This is a genomic window from Sorangium sp. So ce448 (assembly GCF_051520915.1).
Classification (GTDB): domain Bacteria; phylum Myxococcota_A; class Polyangia; order Polyangiales; family Polyangiaceae; genus Sorangium; species Sorangium cellulosum_B.
Window position 1 is genome coordinate 3,244,271 of record NZ_CP150343.1, and the last position, 20,130, is coordinate 3,264,400.

Annotated in this window: 21 protein-coding genes; 6 read left to right on the forward strand and 15 right to left on the reverse strand. The window is 71.0% G+C overall.

The window, feature by feature from the left end; all coding sequences use genetic code 11:
* The first annotated feature begins 210 nt into the window (after positions 1-210).
* From WMF45_RS12570 to WMF45_RS12590, 5 genes are all read left to right on the forward strand, one after another.
* Positions 211-1,293, forward strand: coding sequence for a hypothetical protein (locus tag WMF45_RS12570; protein ID WP_437717146.1), 1,083 nt, complete (start codon positions 211-213; stop codon positions 1,291-1,293).
* A gap of 32 nt (positions 1,294-1,325) precedes the next feature.
* On the forward strand, positions 1,326-2,765 hold the full coding sequence (locus WMF45_RS12575) for a protein kinase domain-containing protein (RefSeq protein WP_437717147.1): 1,440 nt from the start codon (positions 1,326-1,328) through the stop codon (positions 2,763-2,765).
* Between the two features lie 24 nt (positions 2,766-2,789).
* A complete protein-coding gene (locus tag WMF45_RS12580) occupies positions 2,790-3,662 on the forward strand; it encodes a hypothetical protein (protein WP_437717148.1) in 873 nt (290 codons plus the stop codon).
* 92 nt (positions 3,663-3,754) lie between these two features.
* Positions 3,755-4,333, forward strand: coding sequence for a hypothetical protein (locus WMF45_RS12585; protein WP_437717149.1), 579 nt, complete (start codon positions 3,755-3,757; stop codon positions 4,331-4,333).
* 127 nt (positions 4,334-4,460) lie between these two features.
* A complete protein-coding gene (locus tag WMF45_RS12590) occupies positions 4,461-5,327 on the forward strand; it encodes a hypothetical protein (RefSeq protein WP_437717150.1) in 867 nt (288 codons plus the stop codon).
* A gap of 80 nt (positions 5,328-5,407) precedes the next feature.
* Here WMF45_RS12590 and WMF45_RS12595 read toward each other — a convergent pair whose 3' ends face one another.
* Positions 5,408-5,638: a hypothetical protein gene (locus tag WMF45_RS12595; protein WP_437717151.1), complete on the reverse strand. Its 231-nt coding sequence runs from the start codon at positions 5,636-5,638 to the stop codon at positions 5,408-5,410.
* Positions 5,639-5,856: 218 nt separating this feature from the next.
* Between WMF45_RS12595 and WMF45_RS12600 the strand changes: the two genes are divergently transcribed.
* Positions 5,857-6,342, forward strand: a complete 486-nt coding sequence (locus WMF45_RS12600; protein ID WP_437717152.1) for a hypothetical protein — start codon at positions 5,857-5,859, stop codon at positions 6,340-6,342.
* Positions 6,343-6,351: 9 nt separating this feature from the next.
* Here the strand turns inward: WMF45_RS12600 and WMF45_RS12605 are convergent, their stop codons facing one another.
* From WMF45_RS12605 to WMF45_RS12670, 14 genes are all read right to left on the reverse strand, one after another.
* Positions 6,352-6,762 (reverse strand): hypothetical protein, encoded by a 411-nt coding sequence (locus WMF45_RS12605; RefSeq protein WP_437717153.1) that lies wholly within the window; start codon positions 6,760-6,762, stop codon positions 6,352-6,354.
* Between the two features lie 490 nt (positions 6,763-7,252).
* On the reverse strand, positions 7,253-7,828 hold the full coding sequence (locus WMF45_RS12610) for an RNA polymerase sigma factor (protein ID WP_437717154.1): 576 nt from the start codon (positions 7,826-7,828) through the stop codon (positions 7,253-7,255).
* A gap of 14 nt (positions 7,829-7,842) precedes the next feature.
* Positions 7,843-8,814, reverse strand: coding sequence for a helix-turn-helix transcriptional regulator (locus WMF45_RS12615; RefSeq protein ID WP_437717155.1), 972 nt, complete (start codon positions 8,812-8,814; stop codon positions 7,843-7,845).
* Positions 8,815-8,911: 97 nt separating this feature from the next.
* Positions 8,912-9,709: an integrase gene (locus WMF45_RS12620; protein ID WP_437717156.1), complete on the reverse strand. Its 798-nt coding sequence runs from the start codon at positions 9,707-9,709 to the stop codon at positions 8,912-8,914.
* A 231-nt stretch (positions 9,710-9,940) separates the two neighbouring features.
* Entirely contained in the window at positions 9,941-10,753 is an 813-nt protein-coding gene (locus WMF45_RS12625; RefSeq protein ID WP_437717157.1) for a tyrosine-type recombinase/integrase, read from the reverse strand.
* Between the two features lie 264 nt (positions 10,754-11,017).
* Complete coding sequence (locus WMF45_RS12630) at positions 11,018-11,998, reverse strand: hypothetical protein (RefSeq protein WP_437717158.1); 981 nt, start codon at positions 11,996-11,998, stop codon at positions 11,018-11,020.
* 30 nt (positions 11,999-12,028) lie between these two features.
* Entirely contained in the window at positions 12,029-12,607 is a 579-nt protein-coding gene (locus WMF45_RS12635) for a chemotaxis protein CheW (RefSeq protein WP_437717159.1), read from the reverse strand.
* On the reverse strand, positions 12,604-14,370 hold the full coding sequence (locus WMF45_RS12640; protein WP_437717160.1) for a methyl-accepting chemotaxis protein: 1,767 nt from the start codon (positions 14,368-14,370) through the stop codon (positions 12,604-12,606). Before WMF45_RS12640 ends, WMF45_RS12635 begins: the two co-directional genes overlap by 4 nt.
* On the reverse strand, positions 14,367-16,085 hold the full coding sequence (locus WMF45_RS12645) for a chemotaxis protein CheA (protein ID WP_437719528.1): 1,719 nt from the start codon (positions 16,083-16,085) through the stop codon (positions 14,367-14,369). Before WMF45_RS12645 ends, WMF45_RS12640 begins: the two co-directional genes overlap by 4 nt.
* A gap of 5 nt (positions 16,086-16,090) precedes the next feature.
* On the reverse strand, positions 16,091-16,615 hold the full coding sequence (locus tag WMF45_RS12650) for a chemotaxis protein CheD (RefSeq protein WP_437717161.1): 525 nt from the start codon (positions 16,613-16,615) through the stop codon (positions 16,091-16,093).
* Positions 16,612-17,289 carry a GAF domain-containing protein gene (locus WMF45_RS12655; RefSeq protein ID WP_437717162.1) on the reverse strand — a complete coding sequence of 226 codons (678 nt, stop codon included), beginning with the start codon at positions 17,287-17,289 and terminating at the stop codon, positions 16,612-16,614. The genes WMF45_RS12650 and WMF45_RS12655 overlap by 4 nt, the downstream gene beginning before the upstream one ends.
* An 85-nt stretch (positions 17,290-17,374) precedes the next feature.
* Positions 17,375-17,743, reverse strand: a complete 369-nt coding sequence (locus WMF45_RS12660; protein ID WP_437717163.1) for a response regulator — start codon at positions 17,741-17,743, stop codon at positions 17,375-17,377.
* Positions 17,744-18,215: 472 nt separating this feature from the next.
* Positions 18,216-19,232 (reverse strand): hypothetical protein, encoded by a 1,017-nt coding sequence (locus tag WMF45_RS12665; RefSeq protein ID WP_437717164.1) that lies wholly within the window; start codon positions 19,230-19,232, stop codon positions 18,216-18,218.
* Positions 19,233-19,485: 253 nt separating this feature from the next.
* Positions 19,486-19,959 carry a hypothetical protein gene (locus WMF45_RS12670; RefSeq protein WP_437717165.1) on the reverse strand — a complete coding sequence of 158 codons (474 nt, stop codon included), beginning with the start codon at positions 19,957-19,959 and terminating at the stop codon, positions 19,486-19,488.
* Between the last annotated feature and the right edge of the window lie 171 nt (positions 19,960-20,130).

A 20,130-nucleotide genomic window follows, 5' to 3' on the forward strand; every position in this document is an offset into this window, starting at 1 on the left:
GGAGCGCGTGGGCAGCGCTCTGGTGCCGCGCCGCATCGAGCGCCGCGTCCTCACTTTCCGTGACAAATCCGCACGGGCCGCCGCAATGCTCTCGGCCGTGGACCCGCCCATCCCGTCGGTATCCTGCCGCCCCAGGATGGTATAAAGGGGACGCCCCGCTGACCGGATCGGCGGGGCGTCGGGTCCCCCTCGTGTGGGCCGAGGAGTTCCATGGGTGCTTCTGGACTGACCGCTCGCTCCCTGCGAACGGCGACGCTGATCTCGCTGGCGCTGTGCTCCCTCTCCTCCCAGGTCCATGCGGAAGGACCGCCGCCTCGCTCGCCGGAGCTCCTGGCGCTGTTCCGCGCGGCCGACGAGGCGATGGCTCAGGCCGACGTGGGCGGCGCTCGCGCCATCTGGGGCCGGATCCACGTGCTCGAGCCCTCCAACGCGGCCCTGTGCCAGCTCGGGCAGCTCGATCGACGCCTCGAGCGCTGGGTGACGGCCGCCGGGGAGCTGTCCAGGTGCATCGAGCGGATGCCCGCGCCCCAAGATGCCAGGGAGCGCGGGCTCCACGAGGGTCGCCACGCGGACTTCGCCGCGGTGAGGCAGCACGTCGGCGAGCTCGATCTGAGCCCGCCCCCTGGCGCGGAGCGCGTCCTCGTCGCAGGAAAGGACGTGGACGTGAGACACAAGGTCTATGTGCCACCGGGCGAGCACGAGATCACCGCGATGGGCCCCCAAGGATTGTTCGCGCGGGCGCGCGTGAAGATCGAGGCGGGAGAGACGTTGAGGCTGCCCCTTACCGATGAGGTAGAACCCCCGGCGCCAGCGCCGGAACCGGCACCGGCGCCAGCGCCGAAAGCCCCCCCTTCGCCCGGACCGCACGACGCCCCAGCCGTCAAGGGTCCTGTGCTCGACAAGCCACGCCATGCGCCCAGACCGCCCCCTCCGAGCGCGGGCCAGGCGGGCCCGAACCCGTGGATCGTCGGGAGCGGTGCCTTCGTGGCCGCGAGCCTGGTCGGCACCGGGATCGGGCTCCACGTGGCCGCGAGCGACGCGAGCCAGGAGGCGACCCGGCTGAGAGGCGAGATCAAGGTCAGCGACCAGGAGCCGATACCAAGCGAATTCGCCGACCCCTACCAGCAGACGATCGACGCCCATGAACGCGCCAACCGGCTCCACACGTGGAGCTTCGATGTGCTCATAGCCGGGGCGGTGGTCGGCGCCGCGACGGTCGTGTACCTCTCCCTTCCGCGCAACGCAGAGATCCGGGCGCACGCAGGCGGCGCCTCGGTGCGCGTCGTATGGTAGCCGCTGGCGACCTGTGGGAGGGCCATGAGGTCATGCGCGAGCTCGAGCGGGGCGCGGTGGACACCTTTCTCGCGCGGCGGCTCGGAGACACCACCGGCCTCGTCCGCTTGCACATCCGGGAGGGCGCGCGGATCCAGCCCGAGCTGTTCGCCGCGGAGCTCGAGCGCCTGCAGCGCGTGGCAGTCGAGATCCCCGAGATCGTTCCCGTCCTCTACGGCGGCGTCGCCGGCTCCGTCGCGTGGGCGGTGTCGCCCGTGCACGAAGGCGCGGTCCGGCTCGTCGACGCGATGCGCGGGCTGGACCTCGGGCCGGCGGTTCTCAAGACGCTCATCGACCTCGGAGGCTGCCTCGCGCGCGCCCATGCGCTCTCCGCGATCCATGGCCTGCTGGGTCCGGATCGTGTCTTCGTCGTGGGCGAAGGTCGAACCGCCATCACCCATTTCGGCTTCGTCCGCCTCTTCGAGCTCGGCGCCGACGACGTGATCCTCGAGCCGAACTACGCGGCGCCGGAGCTCCTCTCCGGGGGTCGCCTGGGCTCCCGCGCGGACGTCTATGGATTCGGCACCCTCCTCTACGAGCTCGTGTGCCAGCACGAGTTCTCCGTCGAAGAGCGGATTCTCCCTCTCGTGCCGGAGACGGCGGCCGCCGCCCGTGACGCCGCGACGATCCCGACCTTGCTCCAGTGGACGATACGCCGGGCCCTCGCGGAGAACCCCAAGCGGCGGTACCCGAGCATCGCGAGCATCCTCGCGTTCTTGACGCGCTTCGCCCGCGAATGGGAAGAGCTGGGGGGACCGCCCGAGCTCCCCCATGACAACCCCTTCCTGGATGTGTCCGCCTCCCGGCGCCAGCCGCGCGAGACCGCGATGGACCTCGATCCCGACGACGAGGCGCCGCTCGCCTCCGGCGAACGGGCGGGAGCGACCGGTGAGCTGCCACCGTCGCTCCCGTCGGTGCCGCCGGACACGCTCAGGGCCGGGACGACGCCGCAGAACGACGTCGGCGCGCCCCACGGGCCTCCTGCCACGCCGCGGTTGCCCGTTGCCCTCGAGGTGCCAGAGCTCGATCCCTTGCCCCCGCCGCCGCCCGTCGTATCGCTCGGTGCGCGCTCGGGCGAGCGGAGACGCCTCAGCGGCCCCGTGCTCGGTCGCGCGCTCGCGCTGCTGTCCCTGCTGGTCGCCGCCTGGATCTTCGTCCTGTGGCAGCGCGCGCCTCGGCCCGTGCACCCGCGGCCACAGATCGTCCAGGTCGCGACCGCGCCGTCGTCTGCCGCTCCACCCGCGCCCGTTCCCTCCGGCACCGCCGAGGCGCCCTCGACGCTCGAGCTGCCCAAGGGAGCGCCACCGGAGCGGCCCGACGAGCGCCGCCGCGCTGTCTCTGCGCCACGACCGGTCGTCGGGTCGTCGATGTCAAGGCAGGAGCCGCTCGGCCACTCCCGGTTCTACCTGTCTGCCGGGAACACGGCCTACTGACAGACGGAGCGGAGAGGATCCACGATGCGATTCCGTCTACCGTTGGCGCTGGTCGCGATCACGCTCACAGCCTGCCTCGACCTGGGCGACTCCTTCCTCTATCCCCTGATAACAGAACCGCAGCCCATGTGGCTCTGGTCGGGCAAACACGGGGACGCCGCCCCTTGTCCGGAGGGTCGCACGATCCAATGGCAAGGATGGGCGGACGAGGAGTTTCCACCGGAGTGCGGCCCGTGCGCGTGCGGCCCAGCGCGCTGTGCCCTGCCTACGGGGATAACGACGCACGCGGCGGCGTGCCCGCACGAGGGGCCGCCGAGCTCGTTCGAGGCAGACGAGGTGCTCGACGCAGCGTGTGTCGTTCCCGCGCCTCCCATCCCGGAGAGTTCTTTGGCCTCGGTGACCTACCCGCCGCCGACCTTCGCCCCGTGTACGCCGTCGCCCACGCCCGAGCCGCCGCCCATCGACGGAATCTTCGCGAGGGCGTGTCAGGCAGGGCAAGAGAGAGACACGCCTCCGCCGGGCTGGTCCTTCTGCCTCCCGCCCGAGGACGACGGGACCTGCCGGCCCGAGTTCCCGATCCGGCGGGAATTCCGCACGCCGGGGCAGGATCATCGCACCTGTTCGCCGTGCGAGTGCGGCCCGCCGAGCGGGGGCACTTGCAACATGAGGATCACGCTGTACGGCGACACGGGCTGCGCCCGCCCGTTCGACAGCGCGGAGCTGTCCGACACCGACGTCCCGCTGTGCCACGACATCGCGGCGACGGCGGAGCTGGCTGCCCTTCGGGTCGACGTGATCCGGCGGGAAGAGGGCGCGTGTACGCCGAAGCGCGCCACGTCGACGGCCTCCGGCACCGTCGAGGAGGGCGAGCGCCATGTCGCATGCTGCCGCGACTGACCTTTGCCTGGCGGGAAACGATCAGGAGCGAACCAGGACGGCGCGCCGTCACGCGGCTCGTTCCAGAGGCGCAACAGCAGGAAAGTGAGCCGATGAAGAGCAGAGCCGCTTTCCCATCGAAGGTCTCGGAAAACTGGAGAGCGCGCCCTGGCCGGCTCCTGTACCTCGGCCTCACGGCGCTCGTGCTCGGGTGCAGCCAAGTGCCGGATCCCGAGGTCACGGGCATCGCCCAGTTCCTCCTCTTCGACGCGTTCGCGGGGGATCGTCGGTTCACGCTGGACACAGGCGCAGGTGGAACCCAGCCGATCCAGAGCGACGCCACATGGGACGTGGACTGCAACCTGAGCATGCCTGATTCCCCGTGGATGTACTTGGCCCGTAAGGATCACGCGGAGGTCGCCCAGCGCGACCCCCACGTCATCACCATCCTGGGTCTCGGGCCAAAGCCGGAGTCGTCCCCGGACCCGAACGTCGGCGCGATGCTCGGCGATTATTACTTCGTGTCGGACTCGGGCACGTGCGCGGTCACGTTCGCGGCGGCGGACGGCGACCCCGCCGCTGGCACGTTCTCGGCCGAGAACTGCGATGCGGCGACGCGGTTCGGGAACAAGGGCCGTCTCGAGTTCGCCAAGTTTCATGTCACGAACTGCAACACGGAGCCGTACAAATGAAGCGCGCCAATGGGCGTCGGGAAGGTCTCGGGCTCGCACGCGCCCTCACCGGCCCCCTCCTCTCCCCGTAGAACACCGGCCGCTCGGCCCAGAGAGCGGCCCACCGACAGCTCAGGAGCACCCTACGATGCGATCCGTCCTTCCGTTCGCGCTCGCTGGCGTCACCGCCGCGGCGTGCGCCCTCGATACACCGTACATCGAGCAGCCAAAGCCCATGTGGCTCTGGACCGGCGAAGAGACGGCGGTGCCCCCTTGCCCGGATGGCGCCGAGCCGGCCTGGGACGGCTGGCAGGTCGAGGACCCGTCGCCGGAGTGCGGCGAGTGCTCCTGCGCGCCGGCCACGTGCAAGCCCTCGACGGCGTACGAGACCTTCGGCGCAGCGTGCGGCGAAGAGACGGTGCCCACGAACCACGTCGACGACCTGCCCGAGGGCTGGGATGGTGCGTGTTTCGCCCCGCCGCTCCCCGTCCCCACGCTCTCTTACGAGTCGATCCTCTACCGTCCACCGTTCGTTGTGCCGTGCGAGCCCTCGCCCACCCCCGAGCCGCCGGCGCTCACAGCCGAGATCGGGAGGGCTTGCCGGGCGGACGCGGCGCTGGCGCCGCCCGCGGGCTTCGTGTCCTGCATGACCTCGACGGTGGGTGCCGCCTGCCCCGCCGAGTTCCCCCTTCGACGCGTGTTCACCGAGCACCGCATCGACTACCGCACGTGCTCGCCGTGCGAGTGCGCCCCGCCGAGCGAGCTGCAATGCACCGTGCACATCACGGCCTACGCGGACAGGGCCTGCGAGCAGGCGTTCGACAGCGCGACGCTCTCGTTCACGGACGGTCCCGTGTGCCATGACTTCCCGTCGCCATCTCGACCGAAATTCTCGGCGCTCCGGGCCGAGCCCGCGGCCCCCATCGCGGGCGCCTGCGCCCCCGTACAGCGCCGCTCCGTCGTCGTCGACGAGATCGTACGCAGCCCGCCGGAGTTCCTCTGCTGCGAGCGGTAACGCGATATCCCGCTCCGGCGCGCCACACCAGGCTGCTGGAGCGCCGAGCAGCCATCCCCTCTCCTCCTGGCCCGCGTGGATCATGGCTCGCCCCTTGGTTCCAGGTCGCCTTCGCGCTCCAGCACAGCGCGCAGCGCGGCGAGCGCCCTCGCGCGGTGCTTGTACAGCGTCGACAGGGGCAGCTTGGCCGCCTCCGCCATACGCGCCATGGGGATCCCCTCGAGATCGTGCGAGACGAGGACCGCGCCGAGCTTCGGGTCGATCTCTCCCAGCGCCTCGACGACGCGAACCTTGACACTGCCGCTCGCCATCGCGGAAGCGGCGTCCGGCGCGGGCTCGATGGGGTCCCCTCGGCCCGGTGCCGGAGCGCCGCTCGGACCCGTGAGGTCTCGCCGGCCCGTGCCACCTGCAGCCCGGGGAACCAGAGGCCGGCCTGTCCAAATTCACGCGGTTTCCGAGGAGCGTCGACACACGGGAGCGCTCCTTCCCCACTCAACCGGTTTGGCCCGCGGCCTGCATGGTCAAAATCATGCAGATCGGTCTGGTCATTTCTGCGGTTGTCTCTCTCTCATCGCTCGCTCTCTGTGTTGCCTCATGCTGGATGCCACCATCGGAAGCGACATCGGAGACGGAAGGCACAAAGAGCGAGCCAGGTGCTACAGAGATGGTGTTATCGGAACTGGAAGGCGCTGCGAGGGATCCAGAAGCTGCCGAGATGATGGATGGCGAAGCTGTGGACGACTCCATGGAGGAATCGCCGGACGCGATCGAGCCGCTGAAAATCATCCGTTGCAAGAAAGCCGATCGTGGCATCCCATGCATGATGCAGTGCGCTGAGGCAGGGATCTCTTGTGCTGCGAAGCGACCTCACCCGAGCGATCGCAACGTCGGAGACGGAGAGCTTGGGCAGTGCAGAAGTGCCAGCGTTGTCAATAGTTGTTGGTATCACTACCCTAATGGCCAGCTTTGCGTGTTCGTCTTGTGGAGGTCGTTCTGTCGCATTGATAACGACTGATGGCGAAGGCTATTGAACGGCATCACGCAAGCCGCGGGCAGCTTCTCGCGCGGCTCGCTCCCAATCCGAGCCGAGCAGACCCTCCATGCACTGGAGCGATAGCAGGTACAGCTCGGGCGGCCGCTCCGCTCCGGAGAGCGCAGCGGAGCCCATCATGTGAAGCCGGCGCATCCGCTCGACGTCTTCCACGGTGATGGTCGTGGGTCCCTGGATGCGCCCGTCCACATGCTCCATCATCGCCCATTCGACGGCACTCATGGTGTTCTCCCACCCGGATGGATGAACCCCAAGATCGGCGTCGCCGCGCTTCAGGGCGCAGGCAAGGATGTAGATATAGCCAGCAGCGAAGATCTCGGCATAGACCGCCCATGCAAGCTCTTCTTCCAGGTTTTCCGCGTCGGTCCGCTCGCCGCTGGTCATGGCGTGGACTGTACTCCGGTTCCTAGGGGCTGCCAGCGGGCAGAAGCCAGGACCACGTCTCCATCGGATCCGCGAATCCTGGTGGAGGGCCCCTGCACAGCGGGTCGGCGATCACTAGACGCACGCTGCGCCCCGCGCAGGTCGGCGACCAGTGCGGCGCCGGCCGGCGGCGCGAGCTCACCCAGGCGGACGCCGACACGGCGCTGGGTGCGCCGGCGTTGAGGTCCTGAAGCACGGCAGCAGCCGGTCATCGGACGCGGCGTGCCCACCGGCGAGCCCGAGGCCGGGCCAGCCCACCACGAGAGGCGAGGAACCCCTGACCCTCGAACCAGAGCGCGAACTCGTACGCGCGGCCCTTGTGGACGAGCGCGCCCCCGTCGTCGAGCTGGCCGAAACGCAGCACGGCCCAAGTCTGGCGCGAGAGCATCAGCGGCCCCAGCCCAGGAGGTAGGGGTGTTGCCGGACGCGACCAACTCTTGGTCCACTTGGATCATCGCTTCCCCCTCGGTTCCAGGTCGTCTTCGCGCTCCAACACAGCGCGCAGCGCGGCGAGCGCCCTCGCGCGGTGCTTGTAGAGCGTCGACAGGGGCAGCTTGGCCGCCTCCGCCACGCGCGCCATGGGGATCCCCTCGAGATCGTGCGAGACGACGACCGCGCCGAGCTTCGGGTCGAGCTCGCTCAGCGCCTCGACGACGCGAACCGTGACGCGACGGCTCGCCATCGCGTCCGCGGCGTCCGGCGCGGGATCAACGGGGTCCGGCAGGTCGTCGTCCATCAGCTCCTCCCACCGGTGCCGCGCGCGCTCGTGGTAGTGCGCCACGACGTGCACCGCGATCCTGTTCAACCAGCGCGCTGCGCTGCCGCGCCTCGGGTCGAACGTGCGCCAGCTCTTCCAGGCCTGCAGCCAGATCTGGCCAGCGACATCACCGCGATCTCGCGGCGGAACCCCGAGACGCGCGAGCCAGCACAACACGTCGCGACGGGCCCTCTCACCACCGAACAGGCGCGCTGCCGCCAGGGCCCGCGCCGCTTCGAGCTTCATCCCATCCATCGGATCGTCGCCCATGGCGAAACTCCGGCCTACACGCGCGGCTTGCTGCCCGTGCCGGGCAGGGTGGCCTCAAAGAGTGATTGCTCGACTTCGGCCCATCCGTCGCCGTCGCCAGGGCGAGCGTCTCCACGCAGGACCGGAAAGTCCGTGAGCGTGGAGGCTCGCCCGAGCGCCGGCGTCCCGCCCGGCGTCGGCGCGGCGCCCGGACGCTTGCCGCGCGGCTTCGGCGGTGGAGGCAGGCCGCCGAGCTCACGCCGTGCCGAGCTTACTCCCGCCGACTCGGAGACGGCGGGGCGCCACGCCTCCGCGGCGGCGCGCTGGGCGGGCGGAGCCGCGGGCGGCTGCGGTGCGACCGGGCGACTGACCGGCGGAACGCGTGGCGCCGCTGGCTCGGCGGCGGCGCGGCCGTGATCGACGAGCTGGAGCACGGGACGCGGCTCGGGCGGCGCCCCCTTGCTCCCGCGCTGCGCGCCGTCGATCAGCATCACGACCGTCTGATCCACCTCCGCGCGGTAGTCGTCGTGCAGCCGCCACAGGTGCTCCCAGAAGCGAGCGGGCGCGCCGGTGAACAGCTCCAGCTTCCGCGCGAGGCCTGGCCTCACCGGCAGCGCGTTCTTCAACAGCCTGTCCACCTCGCCCGGCTGGAGACCGGTGGTCCGGGCCAGATCTCGTTTCCAGTCGGCGTGCCAGGAGCACAAGCCCTCCAGGATCGCCCCCGGCGACGGGACGGCCCGCTCTCGAAACTCCGTCGCTTCGGCGACGATCGCGTCGATGTGGCAGTCGAGCAGGCGCCTGAAGCGGCCGATCTCCTCGAGCTCCCAGTCCTTGTTCGCGGCCAGCGTCTTGAGGGCCGCGTCGCGCGCCCGTTCCGCGGCCGCGCGGAGCCCGCGCTCCTTCCCCAGCGCCTCGCGCGCGGCGAGGGCCAGGCCGAACGCGAAACACGCCATGACCCCCAGCGCTATCGGCGATAAAGACACCATCGCATCGAGTACCCGGTGCATGCTTTGACCTCCAGAAGGCGCGGCGCGGCCCCAGCCGGCAGCCGCGGCGTAGTGCTCTTCGCTATCGGGTCCGGGCGCGGCACCGCCGCCGCGCCCGCTACAGAAGTCGGCGCTCGTCTCGCGAGCCCAGGTGAAGCGAATCCGCGCTGATGCCCTCGATCGACAGGCCCGCCTTGCGAGCCCTGGCCTGCACGATCAGGTTGACCCCGCGTTCGGACAGCCGTCCACCGCGCTGCCCCCATCGGTTGATCCCGACGAAGAGCGGCCCGTCGGGCACCAGCGCGGCGGCGTCGATCCACGACCGCACCGCGAGCGGCGTGCTCGTGATCGGATCATGCCCCGGCGCGATGAGGATCCGCCGCGCCGGCACCAGGAGCTCGATCCCTTCGCCGCGGCGGACGACATCGGCGACGTTCAGCTCGACGAGCTCCGCGGGTCGAAGCCTCGCCGCGAAGCCCACGAGCAGGAGCGCGCGGTCGCGAAAGGCGGCCAACTCCTCCCCCGTGGCGGCCATGATCTGCCGCAGCTGAGCCGCCGTCAGGCCGGCCGTTCTCTGCGGTTCGTGAGAGCATGTGTCCGTGAGGCGACGCCGCCACGTCATCACGAGCGGGTGGCTCGTGGGCGGAGCGTGGCCGCGCAGCTCGTGGATCTTGGCGATCGCGTTGCAGGCGACGTTCAGCATGGAAGCCGACGGGCGCTCCTCGGCGAGCATCGCGAGATAAAGGACCAGGAGCCGGGGCCGAGCAGGGAGCGCGCACGAAGGGCGCGCGGCGCACCAGCCGGCGAACCTCCGCCACTGAGCCGCGTAGAGCCGGCGCGTGTTGTCGGACAGCTCGACACCATCGAGCAGCCTTTGAAGCTCCGTGCTCGTCTTCGTGGCTTCGTCGCGATCCATGGTCGCCGGCCCCCCGTGAGCTGAACACGCCCCTTGACACACTGAGGCGCTGACGCGCCGACCCGTCGCCGCGCTCAGCCATCGCGGGTGGTCGGGAATGCGCCCGTCGCCTTGCCAGACTGTGCTTCAACATCGGAACCAACGCAAGTAATAACAGAAGTGACGGGCAGAAAAGCTGGCCCCGGCGACGCGTCCGGCACGTGCGCCGGTCGCGTCGCGAACACCGCCACGTCACAACAGCCGGCGCTCGTCTCGGGAGCCCACGCGGAGCGAGTCCGCGCTGATGCCCTCGATCGACAGGCCGGCTTTGCGGGCCCTGGTCTGGACGATCAAGCCGACGGCGCGATCGGACAGTCGGCCGCCCAGGTGACCCCATCGATTGATCCCGACGAACAGCGGTCCGCTCAGCGCGAGCGCGGCAGCGTCGATCCACGACCGCACCGCGCGCGCGGTGCACGTGTGCTGGTGACGCCCGGGAGGGATGATGATCCTCCGCGCCGGCACCAGGAGCTCGATCTCCTCATCGCGGAAGACGACGTCGGTGACATCCAGTCCGACGAGCTCCGAGCGCCGGAGCCTCGCCGCATAGGCGACGAGCACGAGCGCGCGATCGCGCAGGTCGGCCAGATCAGCGCTCATGGCCGCTGTCATCTGTGCGACCTGGGCCACTGTCAGCTCGACGGCCTTCTGGGACTCTTGATCGCCTGCTTCGATGAGCCGGCGCCGCCAGGCCACCACGATCGGATGGCTCGTCGGCGGCGCGAAGCCGCGCAGCTCATGAGCCTTGCCGATAGCGGTGCAGGCGCCTCGCAGCATTGAAGCCGACCGGCCGCCCTCGGCGAGCGCGGCGAGATAGGCGACCACGAGGCGCGGCCGAGCCGGAAGCGCGCGAGCCGGGCGCGCGAGTGAGGCGCGCGTGACGCACCAGCCCACGAAATGGTGCCATTGCGCGCTATAGACCCGACGCGTGTTGTCGGGGAGATCGACGCCGTCGAATACGCTCTGGAGATCAGTGCCATTCTTCGCGGCTTCGTCACAGCCCATGATCACCACCCCGGCGAGACGGACACGGTGCCCGGCGCACGCTCCTGACCCCGAGGTGATTCCGGAAGTGCCTGCGCCTGTGCCCGAACTGTGCCCCAATATCGGAGGCAACGCAAGCAATAACGGAAGCTATGACCAGCCCCATCGACTTCCAGGCCGGTCGCAACCCGCTTTCAGGTGCTGCAAGCCGGGTCGCGACCCGCTCGCAGCACCTGCGAGCTTACCGGCGACCTGCTCTCCGCTGCTGCAAGGAACCGCGGCGCCTCACGCCGGCTTGTCGCCCGAGGCCGCGTCGACCTCCTCGGCCTCGGCTCCCGCCTCTTCCGGCTCGGTCGCGGCGCTGGCCGCCGACGCCGGCGGGGGATACCGCTTGAGCAGTTCAAGGAACGGCCTGTGCAGCGCTTCGACCTGCTCGCGCTTCTTCCCCGCGGGCAGGTGCTCGAGGAGCCAGACCATCTCGTCGTGGATGCTGTTGAAGGCGGTCACACAGACCCCCATGGCCTCGCGCAGGCGCATCGACCGCGCGCCCGGCCGCTCCTCCACCGCGCCGCGACCCATCCCCTTCGCCAGCGCGTCGGTCGCCGCCTCGATCCGCTTGATGTGAGGGAGCGTGCCGATCTTCTTGAGATCGGCCTCCATGCGCTTGTTCTTGGCCGCTTCCAGCTGCGAGCGCCCGAAATCGACCTCGGCACCATAGGTCAGGGTGGTCTGCGCGGTGCCGCCGCCCTTCAGCATGGCGCGCCGGACCCGCGTGGCGGCCGTGCGCACGGCCGCGTCCTCGTGCTCCTCGGCCGCGGCCACCGTGAAATCGAACGCCCGCTGCGCCGAATCCCACGCCGCGTCGAGCGAGCGGAGCACGTCGTCCGACGCGACGGCCAGCACCTCGTCGAGCCGCGCGATGCTCCACCGCGCGCGCAGCTTCCACGCCACCGGCCGCGGCGCCTCCAAGAGCAGCGGCGTTACCTGATCCGGCGCGTCGTACTTGTCGATCGAGATCTCCTTCCACGCCCCTTCCTCGAGATCACCGAGAACGCGTGGAACCCCCGGTCGGGGACGTGACTGTACCCATAAGCCGCCATGTCTCTGCGCTCTCCTTTCGTCCTCCCCCGCAAGCGCGATTCTACGTTGAGCTCGGCCGGCGAGCGCAAGCGGATCACTCGTCGGGATCGAGCTCCCAGCCGAAGAGCCCCGGGGTGTGGGCGCGGTGCCCGCCGAGCGCGTCGCCGGGGGTCTGTCATCGATCACGGTTCGACATCCAGCCCACGGCGCAGAGGGTCACAAGGGGGATCGCGACGCGATCGAGGCCGACTGCGATGCCTCGGGCTCGCCCTGCGGCGGCGCGCCCGGCAGCGCCGCGCGGGCGCCGCCTTCGGCCTCGAGCGACGCGGCCGCGAAGAGCTCCTCCGGCGAGAGGACCCGGTCGATGTCGAGCAGCAGGAGGAGCCTTTCGCCCACCTTGCCGAGGCCGACGAGGTGGCCCTGGCGGGCCCGCATGCCGAACGGCGGCGGCGGCTCGATCGCCGCCGCGTCGAGGTCCACGACGTCGCCCACGGCGTCGATGAAGAGGCCCATCCGGGTGAGCTCGCCGTCGAACTCCGTCTCGACGATGAGGATGCAGCTCTGCCGCGTGATCACCGACGGCGGGAGCCCGAGCCGGACGGCGAGGTCGATGACCGGGATCACGCGCCCCCTCAGGTTGAGCACGCCCAGCACGGCCTGCGGCATCCTCGGCACCCGCGTGATCGCGGTGATCTCGACGATCTCCCGCGCGCGGAGGATGTCGAGCGCGAGCTCGTCGCCGCCCACGAAGAACGAGATGTACTGCGACGCTCGAGGCTCCGGCGCGGCGCTCACGGGACCTCCGCGCGCGCGGAGGCGGCCCGATCCGCGCCCCGCCGCGGAAAGCGCTCGAGCTCGGCGTCCTCGTGCGGGGCCGCGGGGGAGCGCAGGGCCCCGTTCGTCCTGGCCCGGGCGAGCGTCGCGAGCACGGCGGCGCCGTTCGAGGCGCCCGGCGAGGCCGCGGAGCCCTCCCGGGAGGGCGGCGGGAAGCGCCGCCCGTCGCCCGCGCCGGGGGCGCGCGGCACGCGGGGGCGCTCGGGGAACGCGAGCTCGTCGCCCACCTGGAAGAAGCGCAGCATGCCCGAGAGCGCGTCCGCCTGGCCCGCGAGCTCCTCGGCCGTGCTGGCGAGCTCCTCGCTGATCGCGGCGTTGCGCTGCGTCACCTCGTCGACGCGGCGCATGGCGCTGTTCACCTGACCGACCGCGTCGGCCTGGTTGAGCGAAGCGATCGCCACCTCCTGGGTGAGCGCCGAGGTCCGCCGGATCGAGGGCGTCATCTCCTCGAGCTGCTGCCCCGAGCGATCGGCGATCTGCACGCTCGCCGACGCGAGCGCGCCGATCTCCTTCGCGGCGGCCTGGCTCCGCTCCGCGAGGCGGCGGACCTCGCTCGCGACCACGGCGAAGCCGCGGCCGTGCTCGCCGGCCCGGGCCGCCTCGATCGACGCGTTGAGCGCGAGCAGGTTGGTCTGGTACGCGATCTCCTGCACGATCGAGACCTTCTCGGCGATGTCGCGCATCGCGGCCACGGTGCGCTGGACGGCCGCGAGGCTCTGCTCCGCGGAGGCCGCGGCGCCGGTGGCGAGCTCGCCGGTCTGCTGGCTGCTCTCGGCGTTCTTCTGGATCGAGCCGCTCACCTCCGAGAGGCTCGCCGACGTCTCCTCCACGGCGGCCGCCTGCTCGCTCGTGCCCTGCGACAGGTTCTGCGACGTGGCCGAGATCTGCGTCGAGGCCACTGCGAGCGACTCGGCGCCCGTGCGGATCTCGAGGAGGACGGTCGAGAGCTTGTCCGCCATCTCCCCCATCGCCTCCTCCAGCTGCCCGAGCTCGTCGCGGCCCGCGGCCACGCCCCGGTGCCGCAGATCGCCGTCGGCGATCCGCCTGGCGAGCCCGACGGCCGAGCTCAGCGGACCCGTGATGCTGCGCGAGACGAGGACGCTGACGAGCACGCCGACCGCCAGCGCCACGAAGGCGATGAGGCCCATGTCCCGCGAGGCGCGCTGCGCGTCGCCGCTCAGGGACGCCTCCATCGCCTCCATGTGCCTCGTGCGCGCCTGGGCGAGGCCCTCGGCCGATTCCTCGAACCGGTGGATCTCGTCCTTGTAGCCGGTCATCACGGCGTTCGCCGCCTGGGCCGTGGGCAGCCGCCCGGCGAGCGTCTCCTGCATCACGCGGCGAAAGCCGACGATGTAGCTCGCCAGGTCGCGCCGCATCGCGGCGACCGACTCCCGCTCGTGGGGCAGCGTCACGAGGCGGTCGAGCTCGTCCAGCCTGCGCTGGATCTGCGCCTCGAGCGCGTTCCACTTCTGCTGATACCCCTGCTGGACGGGGTGATCGCCCATGCTGAGGAAGCAGTCTTTCTCGTAGCGGCGGAGCTCCATGAGGTCCCGCTCGATCTGCATCGCGATCGCGAGCTCCGGGACGTCCGACACCAGGATCTCGTGTGTCTTCTCCGCGACGGAGGTCAGGCCGAGGTGCCCCGAGATCGCGATGGCGATCATGAGCATCGCCATGAACGCGAGCGAGAGCGAGAGACGCAGCGCTATCCTGAGCCGGTTCATCGTGTCCTCCCCTCCGGATCCCTGGCCCCTCCCCGCGCCTCCGAGGGGGGAGCCCGCCATCGATCCCTGGGCGCGAGCTCGCCGCCGCCGGCGCGGCCGCGGGTGAGGTCGTGCATCAGCGCGTCCACATCGAGGATCAGCGCGAGCCTGCCGTCGGCGAGGGCCGTGGATCCGGTGATGCCCCGGGTGCGGCGGAAGAGCCGGCCGAGCGGCTTGATGACCGTCCTGCCCTCGCCGTCGAGCGAGTCGACGACGAGGCCGGCCTGGCCCCCCTCGTGGGCCACCACGACCACGCTCTCGCGGGCCGGCGCAGGCCCGGAGAGCCCGAAGAGGTCGCGGAGCCGCACGCACGGCAGCGCGCGCCCGTGCACGTGAAGGAGGCCGCCCGGGCCCGCGGGGAGGGCGCCGCGCGGGAGCCCGACGCAGGAGACGACCGCGCGGAGCGGGATGACATAACGCTCGCCGGCGGCGCTCACCGAGAAGCCCTCGATCGTCGCGAGGGTGAGCGGGAGCCGGAGGATCAGCGTGGTGCCGACCCCCGCGGCGCTCTCGATCCCGATCGAGCCCTCCAGCGACTCGACGCGGCGCCGCACCACGTCCATGCCCATCCCCCGGCCGGACAGGTCGGAGACGGTCGTGGCGGTGGAGAAGCCCGGCTCGAACACCAGGTCATAGAGCTCGCTGTCGGAGAGCGCGTCGGCGTCCGCGCACCTGCCCTGCGCGCTGGCCCGCGCCGCGATCCGGGCGCGGCTCATCCCCGCGCCGTCGTCGGAGACGCGGAGCGCGATGCCGCCGCCCTCGTGCGTGGCGCGCAGGGTGATGGTCCCGCGCGCGTCCTTGCCGCACGCCTTCCGCACCTCGGGCGGCTCGAGGCCGTGATCGATGCCGTTGCGGATGAGGTGGGTCAGCACGTCGCGGAGGCGCTCGATCACCGCGGTGTCCACCTCGACGTCGCCGTGCACGACCACGAGGCGCGCGAGCTTGCCGTGCGACCGGGCGAGATCGCGCACGGCGCGCTCGTACTGCCGGAACCAGGGGCCGACAGGCACCATCCGCGCGCGGCGGATCGCCTCCTCGAGCTTTGTGTTGAGCCGATCGAGCTCCTCGAGGCCGTCCCGCAGCGCCGCGCCGACGGCGCCGCCCGCGAGCTGGACGTCGCGCGCGATCCGGTTCCGGGCGATCGCGACCTCGCCGATGAGATCGACCATGCAATCGAGCTTCTCGACGGTGATGCGGACGGTCTTCGCGCCCGAGCTCCGGTCGCCCTCGTCCCCGGCGCCCGAGGTGGCCCCCTTCGACGCAGGCGGGGTCCCCTCGCGCTCGGCGCGCCGGGCGCTCTTGAGCCGAGCGAGCACGCTCGCGGGCAGCGAGGTCGACCCCGGCGGCTCCTCTCCGGCGTCCATCTCCGCGAGCTTTCGGCGCGCCGAGTCGACCGTCTCCAGGAGCAGCGAGACCACCATGCCGGTCACCGGCAGCGTGCCCCGGTGCAGATCCTCGATCACGTCCTCGGCGGCGTGGGTGAGCTCGCTCAGCCCGTGGGCGCCGACGGAGCTGGCATTGCCCTTCATCGTGTGGGCGACGCGGAAGATGCGCTCCAGGAGGTGGCCGGCGTCGGGCCGCCGCTCGAGCTCGAGGAGCGCGCTCTCGAGCTCGTCGAGGTGCTCGGCCGTCTCGGCGGCGAACATCTGCATGAGCGCGGCCCGCTCGGCATCCATCAGGATCACAGGGGCTGGATGGCGGCGCTGCCGTCGTCGGTGCGGAAGATGAGCTTCCGGCCCTGGCTGCCGCCCGTGTCCTGCTGGACGACCCGGATCCCGGCGGCGCGCAGCACCATGACCCCGACCGCCACGTTCTGGTGTCCGAGGTGCGAGTCCCGCTCCCGGAAGGCGGAGATCATGCAGGCGCCGCCGACGATCCGGGCCTGGAGCGAGCGGGGCGTGGCGCCGAAAGCCGCCAGACGATCGAGGAGCTGCTGAAAGGCGGTGTCTCCGAAGCGCCCGAGCGGCAACGTGAGGTTGGGGCAGCTGGGGAGCACGTAGTGGTTCATGCCGCCCACGCCGAGCGCCGGCTCCCAGAGGCAGATCGCGACGCACGAGCCGACGATCGTCGTGATGATCGTCGGCTCGCCCGACGCGAAGACGTTGCCCGGCGTGAGGTAGTGGGGCTGCGGGCTGCTCGGGGGGGGCGCGCTCAGCCGCGCTCGTCCAGCGCCGTACCGCTGCGACGGGGGCTTGAGCATCGTCATCGCATCTCCAGGGCGCCGCAGCGCTCCCCCCCCGCGCAGAACGGCTCGGCGGCCAGCGTGCCGAGCGCTTCGAGAAGGCCCTTGTCGATCGGCCCGAGCTCGGGTTTCTGCGAGAGCAGATGGAAGACGGCGATGACGCCGACCACGCGCTCGTCCATCGTGAGCGGGACACAGGCCATGACGTCGCCCTCGCCGCGCGCGCAGGGGGCCTGGGGGGCGGCCGGGTCGCTGCCGAGCGCGGCGCCCTGCCGGAAATACGGCTCGATCCGCCGCGCCACGCGCCCCACGATGCCCTCTTCCGGCGCCAAGAGGACGGCGGACGACGGATCGACGCCGTAGGCCGCGACGACCCTCGCCGCCCCGCTGCCGTCGATCTCGAAGACGGCGATCTCCTCGGAGCCGACGAGGTTCGCGATGATGTCCTGGAGGGCGCGGCACGCCTCCTCACGGGTCCGGAGCGGCAGGAGCCGGCGGCTCGCGACATAGAGGTTCGCGAGCTGCGAGCGCTGCTGTTGCTCCATCGCGCATCGATCGGCGGCGAGCGCGAGCGCCGCCTCGGCGCGGACGGCGCGGGCTTCGAGGCGCCCGCGGGCCCTCCGGACCCGGCCGAGCAGCCGGCCGAGCGCGCGGGCGCGCCGCGCGAGCCGCTTCTTTTGCCCTTCGAGCGCGCTCACGTGCGCTCGTGACGATCGCTCGCGGCGCACCGCGTGCTCCACCCCGCGTTCCGCTTGTCCATCACGCGACATGTCGGTCTTCACCTCATTCGCCTAGACAGCTCTTGACCTTCTCGAGGAGCTCCAGGGAATCGATGGGCTTCGTGATGTAGTCGGAGCAGCCACAGCGAAACCCCTCTTCCCTGTGCGAGACCTCGCCTCGGCTCGTGACGAGGACAATGGGCGTCTCCCGCGTCGCCTCCTCCGATCGCAGCCTCCGGCAGGCCTCGAATCCATCCATGGCCGGCATGATCACGTCGAGCAGGATCAGATCAGGTCGCTCGGCGAGCGCCCTGGCCACCCCCGCGCTGCCGTCCCTGGCAGTGACCACGTCATAACTCTTCCGGAGGATCATCTGCTCCATCATCAGGACAGTCTCCGAGTCGTCCACCAGCAGGATCTTCTTTCGAGACACCGCCGCCTCCCCTCGCAGGCAATGAAGGCCACTCGAGCGCTCGCCCGCGCGGCTCGAACGCCCCCTCTCCCCAAGGGGCGTTGCCTTTGTTCAAGGTACGCTCGGGTCACGTCTCAAGTAAACACCAATCGAGGCAAGAACACTCGGACATACAGCATCTTTTTATCGGGCCGGCGGTCCGGCGGTCCGGCGGTCCGGCGGTCCGGCGGGCCAACGGGCCAACGGGCCGGCGCGTCGGCCCGCCGGCCTCGACCTTCTCGGCAGCGCGGATGCGAGGGCCGGACGCCACGGCGAGAGCGTCGGTGTCTGGCGGAGGCACAGAGACCCTTTGGAACGGGACGCAACAAAGTCACGAGGTCTGTACGACCCCTGACGACGTGGGCGGACACGTCAGAGCTCCTGCTCCCCTGGGTCGGGAGACGGTGTCCTCCGGTGAGCGCAGGCGGTCCGTTGTGGCGTTCAGGACAACGCTTCATGGCGCGACCGGCTCCCAGCGGGCCAGCGGCCCTCCGGGAATGACGCCTCCCGAGAGGGGCACGCTCGATCTCACGGCGAACGCGCCGTCCAGCGTGTGCAGGACGCCCGGCCCCGGGCGGTGGAAGCGCGGATCGACGGCCAGCCCGCGCGCGGCCCACTCCTCTGGTGTGTAGACAACGATGTCCTCTCGATCCGGGCGCGTGAAGGCCGGAGCATAGCCGCCCAGATGGATCAGGGGCACCGCTCCGCCCGCGAATCCGTCCTCGATCTGCAGCTCGATCGGGTCGTCCGCCGCGTAGATGACGAGCGCCCGAAACCTCGCCCCGGCGGCCACGCTGACAAGGGTCGCCTCCTCGAGGGCCAGGCAGAGGAACGCGTCGGGGTTGTCCGCGGTGATCTGCACGGTCCGCGGGGCGCTGTCGCCGCCTCGGCCCAGATAGCTTTGCACCTCCAGCTTGTCCGGCGTCGCGGCCGCGAGGGTCACCTGGTCCACGCCGGAGTCCGGCTGAACGAAGCGGCCGGTGGCGCCCGCGTAGCCGTCGAGACCGAGCGCGGCGGCGGTCGAGCGACAGGCTTGCACGCGGGCGGCGGCCTCGTCCGCGTCGGTCGCCGACAGCGCGAGGAGCGCGCCGTCGGCGCCGATCTCGATGCCCATCGTGGCCGGGGGCAGCGGCGCGAGCTCCGTCACCGCGCCGTCGGCGAGGCTCACCGCGAACAAGGTGTCGCGCAGCACGAGCACCCGCTGGTTTGCGGCGTCGAAGGCGAGATCCGCCGCCCCGGCCAGCCCCGTCTCGAACCGCGGCACCACCGTCTTCGCGGCGGGATCGATGCTGAGCAGGGAGAATGACCTCGGTCCACCGAGCGCGTAGAGCCGATTCGTCGCCCCATCCCAGGTGAGCGGACCCACGGCGCCGCTGCCATCCACGGCGTCCTCGATGGCGCCCGTCGTCGAATCCTGCAGGTAGCCTTCGGCGCAGCTCGCGCAGCCGATCCCGCCGTACCCGGACCGCATCGCTCCGGGTTGACAGCGCAGTCGAGCGGGATGAGCGCGCACTGGTTGCCGGTCAGCTTGTAACCGGACGCGCACGTCATGCACTCGGTGTCGACGAACCCCTCGGTGCACACGCAGGTCGGGCCCAGCGCCGAGCTGACGCACTCCTGCCGGGCGCTGCACATCTCGACGCCGCAGCTCAGAAAGCCCGAGACCGAGTCCTCGCACCCCAGAACGGAGAGGAGCAGGAGCGGCCAGGAGACGCGCAGGACCCTCATGGCACCTCCGCTACCCACGCAAGCGCCTTGCCCGCAGGCTCGTGCGCGAGGCGAACCTCGAGGGTGGCCTGAGACGCCCAGTCCATCAGCGCGAGGGTGGCGGCGCGCCGCTCGGGAAAGTTCGTGATGCTGTCGAGGGCCAAGGCTTCCCACGAGGCCGTGTCGCGCCCGGTGATGCCTTCGATAGGCCCCGAGATGCTGAGGCCCTCGTTGGTGTGGACGATGAAGCTGTAGCTCGCGTCGGCGGGGCGCGCCGTCGCGTCGACGCTCACCGCCCGGCCCGAAATGGCGTTCGCCGACGCGGAGAGCGCCCTGTTTCCGGCTGGATCCAGCGACAGCGCCCTCCCCAGATCGGCGTCCGCGCTCGTGAGATCCATGACCGCGTCGGAAGCGAGATCGAGGGTCGAAAGGCGCCCGCCGTTCAGCGCGAGCACGCGACCGGAGCCCGCGTCATAGGCGACGTCCGTCACGGTGCTCGGCACGCTCGCCAGCGGGCGGAACGACCAGTCGGGCGGGACGAGCGCACCGAGGACGCGCTGACATCCGTGTCGTTGGCGCTCTCGACGAGCTGTCGAGTCCCCGCTTCGACCTCTTCGATCGTCATGGAGGTCCACGCACCCCTGTTCGACGCTGGAGCCTCG